This window comes from Knoellia tibetensis, from assembly GCF_048606415.1.
GTDB classification, from domain to species: domain Bacteria; phylum Actinomycetota; class Actinomycetes; order Actinomycetales; family Dermatophilaceae; genus Knoellia; species Knoellia tibetensis.
In genome coordinates this window covers 1-4,240 of sequence record NZ_JBMBWF010000008.1, presented here as the reverse complement: position 1 = coordinate 4,240, position 4,240 = coordinate 1, and the positions used below count along the sequence as shown (strand labels likewise).

At 68.3% G+C, this 4,240-nt stretch carries 3 protein-coding genes; all 3 read right to left on the bottom strand.

Annotated elements, in window-relative coordinates; genetic code table 11:
• The coding region (locus tag ACOJV7_RS17700; protein ID WP_420191555.1) for a hypothetical protein at positions 1–209 on the bottom strand (209 nt) is incomplete at its 3' end.
• 91 nt (positions 210–300) lie between these two features.
• Positions 301–2,616, bottom strand: a complete 2,316-nt coding sequence (locus ACOJV7_RS17695) for a hypothetical protein (protein ID WP_420191554.1) — start codon at positions 2,614–2,616, stop codon at positions 301–303.
• A 338-nt stretch (positions 2,617–2,954) separates the two neighbouring features.
• Positions 2,955–4,240: hypothetical protein (locus ACOJV7_RS17690; RefSeq protein ID WP_420191553.1), on the bottom strand; the 1,286-nt coding region annotated here is incomplete at its 5' end.

The following is a 4,240-nucleotide window of genomic DNA, read 5'->3' as shown; positions in this document are numbered from 1 at the left end:
GTGGGGACGCCGCCCTTGCCCAGGACGGTGACGCGGGCGGTGCCGCCGGCGGTGATGGGTCCGTTGGCGCCGAGGTTGGTGCGGGTGTCGAGGACCCGGGCAGGCGCGAGCGAGACGAACGAGCCCGGTTGTGTGGGCGACGCCGCGGTGGAGGCAGCTGGGGCCGCCGACGGAGCCCGCTGGGTGGCGACGGCCGGCGCGACACTCATGGCGAGGCAGGCTGCGGTCAGGGCGGCAAGTCGTCGAAGCAGGGGGGTCATGCAGGGCCTTCCAGACGGGCGTGATCGAGGAGGAGGAGGTTCAGGACGTCTTGACGTAGCCAGAGATGTCGGCGATGAGGTTGCTCGTGGCGCTGGTGTAGAGCGCGACTCGGCCATCGGCGCCGACCTTGACGAGGATGCTGTTGCTCGTCGCGCCACCGCTGAGGTAGTTGACCGTCGAGGTCGACGGCTGGGTGACACCGCTCGGGTAGGTGGTGAGCCACCCGCCTGTGGTGGGCCCAGCGGCGGTCACGTTGAGCGAGACCGCCTTGACGCCGGTGGACGGAACCCCGCCGACGCCCAGCACCTTGAAGGTCACCACGCTCCCGCCCGGCACCGCACCGACAGTCGCGCCCACGCCGCTGCGCGTGTCGAGGATGCGCGTGGGGGTCGTGCCCACGAAGTCGGAGCCGGTCGGGAACCATCCGGCGACGTCGACGGCCACGTCGGCGGAGGTCGACGGGCTGTAGAGCACGCGCCCGTCCGAGCCCACCTTGACGAGGACGAAGGCGGCGACCGTGGTCCGTGGGCGGAAGTTCGTCGAGCTCGTCGTCGGCATCGGCACGCCGGAGGGCCAGACCGTGGCGTAGCCCCCGGTGGTCGGAGCGATGGTCGTGACGTTGAGGGCGACGGATCCCACACCGGACGACGGGACGCCTCCCCTGCCGAGGACCTGGACCGCGAGGGTCCCGCCGGCAGCCACCTTGGACTGGGGCGCGCCCAACCCGCTGCGCGTGTCGACGATGCGCGTCGGTGTGAGCGGCGTGAACTTGCCGCCTGTCGTGGGGTAGAAGCCACCGACGTCCACGAGCACGTTGGTGCGCGCGCTGCTTGTCAGGGTCACCTTGCCACCTGTGCCCAGCTTGACCATGGCCTGGTTGGCGATGGTCACGCCTGCCGGGAAGTTGAGGTTCGAGACCGAGGCGGCCGCCGAGCCCGTCGGGAAGACGCTGACGTACCCGGAAGCGCTCGGCGACACCGCGGTGACGTTGAGGACGACCGCCGAGGCGCCGGTCGCCGGCACGCCCCCACGGCCGCTGACCTGCAGGGTGAGCGACTGTCCGGGGGAGAGGACAGCCTTGGGTGCGCCCAAACCGGTGCGGGTGTCGAGGATGCGAGCTGGCGTGAGCGGCTGGTATCCGTCGTAGCGGGTGGCGCAGGGTGTACCTGAACGCGTGGCACAGATCGTGTAGGTACCTGAAGCCTCGCTGCCAGCGCTGAAAGCCGCGAAGTAGGTGCCTCCGAGCGACGAGGTGAACGAGACACTGTTGCAGGTGCCGGCCGAGGTGGAGCAGGAGTAGCTGGCCGCGATCTGGTCACCGGAGCTGTCGAAGACGGTCAAGGTCGGGTCTGCAGCGACGGACGGAGCCAGTGCAGCGGTCGTGACCGAGTATGTCGAGCCAGAGCTTGTCGAGAAGCGGTACCAGTCGATGTCGTCGTTGTACTTGGCCACCGTCGACGGCACGGCGTCGATGGCGGATTCGCGGTTCTCGGCCAGGACCAGAGACCGCGCAAGGTCCCACGTCCCGTCGGGTTCGCCGAGGGTGTCCCAGGTCAGTCCTTGGGAGTAGCTGGGGAGGACGCGGACCTTGTAGGTTCCAGAGCGGCTGGACTCCCATGTCGAGACGCTGAACCAGTAGGTGCCGGACAGGGAGACCTCGACGGTGCGCAGCACGTTGCTTCGGCCGTTGCCACCGCCGCATCCGAGGTTGAACGCGGTCTGGTCGGACCGGTAGGGCTGCACGCACATGCGGCCCATGGCAGAGGCCACGTCGTAGATGTCGATCGTGTAGGTCCCGGCAGCGGGCGCCTCGAACCGGTAGAAGTCCACGTCGTCTTCGTACTTTGCGACGGTGGCGGGCACGGGGTCGATGGCCCGGGTTCGACCGGTGGTGGAGCCGACGGTGATCGATTCGGCGAGTGAGAGCTTCCCGTTCGGTTCGCCGAGGGTGTCCCAGGTCAGTCCTTGGGAGTAGCTGGGGAGGACGCGGACCTTGTAGGTTCCAGAGCGGCTGGACTCCCATGTCGAGACGCTGAACCAGTAGGTGCCGGACAGGGAGACCTCGACGGTGCGCAGCACGTTGCTTCGGCCGTTGCCACCGCCGCATCCGAGGTTGAACGCGGTCTGGTCGGACCGGTAGGGCTGCACGCACATGCGGCCCATGGCAGAGGCCACGTCGTAGATGTCGATCGTGTAGGTCCCGGCAGCGGGCGCCTCGAACCGGTAGAAGTCCTTGTCTCCGCTCGCGAAGATCGACGCGTCGGTGATGCCGTCGACCCCGACACCGATCGGAGTGGCCGCAGCAATCGTGTCGTTGGGTTCCGGTTCGGCCCACGCGCTGGGCGACGCGCCCACCGCGATCACCACCGTGCCGACAGCGACAGCGAGAAGACGGGCAAGGTGCTGACGAGCGCGCAAGGTGATCCCCCTGAAGCGTGACCGTGTGACGGCGGCGACTGCCGAGCGCAGTCTTGCCTCGCGCGGAGCTGCGGCGCAGCCGATTCGGATTCGACGCCGCCGCACAGCCACGAAAATGGTCACTCCCTAGTCACAGCTCGCCCATCCCTCGGACTCGCCGCTTCTCCCATAACCCTTGGGTGCGCGAAGTGCGAGCGGTCGACGGGCGAGGGGTGGATTTCCCTATGCCGAGCAGCCGCCCTTGCGGATCGCGGTCGCTGCTGTTCCTTCCAACCTCAGGAACGCTCGAGGATGGCAGAGGTGGTGGAGCCGTCCTCCATCTCCTGCCAGCCGAGTGCCACGCACAGGGCCGTTGAGGGACAGGAGATCGGAGAGACGTTGAAGAGTCGCGCAAGTACGACGCTGCTGACCGCTCCCGTGAGTGGCACCGTCGAGGCCAGACCGGACGATCCCGACACTCCCACGGCAATGCACTCGTCGGGGCAGGAGACATCCTCGAAGTAGCCGAAGCCGCCGGGGCTGGCAACGCTTCTGGCGGTCCACGAGCCGTCGACTAGGGAGAGGGCCAGGGGACGGAGCCCGGTGCTGGCGCGGTAGCTGCCTACGGCTGCGCAAGCCTGTCCGCCGCAGGAGACTGCGGAGATCACGTACTCCGAAAGTTCGCTGTCCGGTGCGGGGACGGCGTCCGATGGCAGCGGAGCCGGCTTCAAGACGACGGTGTCACCGGAGACCGTGCCGACGCTGAGGGCCTGGTTGCCCGCGCTGTTGACGTAGTAGCCGCCGAAGGCGCACAGGGTCGCGGCGGTGCAGGACAAGTCATCGAGGTACTGCCCGTAGACGGCACCCGCAGGTGTCGGCACGGGAATCACGGTCTTGGACGAACCGGAGATCCTGCTGATGATGCCGGCGTCTCGGCCATCCGGTGCGGTGTAACCGCCCAGCGCTGCGCAGCCGGTGACGGCCCAGCACGAGAGGTGGCCGTAGTAGCCCGGCTCGCCCGTCGCGTCCGACGGCAGAGGGAGGGGCGCGGATGCCCACGAGCCTCCTGAGTACGTCGCAAAACGGGGGGACTGGTCGGCGGCCCATGTCAGGGCGTGACAGGTCCCCTCACCGGGACACTCGAGCGCGTACTGCGGGCTTTCTGTCCTGTTCAGCACCTTCCATGCTCCCCCGGACAGGGCGAGGTTGTATCCCTCGGACCGTTCTAGGGCTTCGTCCCAAGTGGAGAACGAGACGGCGCAGAATGTGGAGGAGGCGCAGGAGATGTCGCCCTCGTAAATGGACTCGCCCGCAGACCCCAGGTCCTTGCTCGTCCAGGCTCCACTCGACCTTGAGCTCACCCAAACGTGCACGGCGCCAGACGCGTCCGCAAAGGTGCCGACGGCGTGACACATGGTCAGGCTGGGGCAGTCGACGTCGTCAAGGCTTCCGGAGTCGGGCTCTGCGTTCGCGGGCAGCGGGGCGCCGCGGACCGTCCACGTCGGACCGGGGGCTCCCTCGAGGTAGTAGCCGGCGATGTCGCCCAGGAGGTGGATGGTGCTGGTGGAGCCGTTGCGCAGGG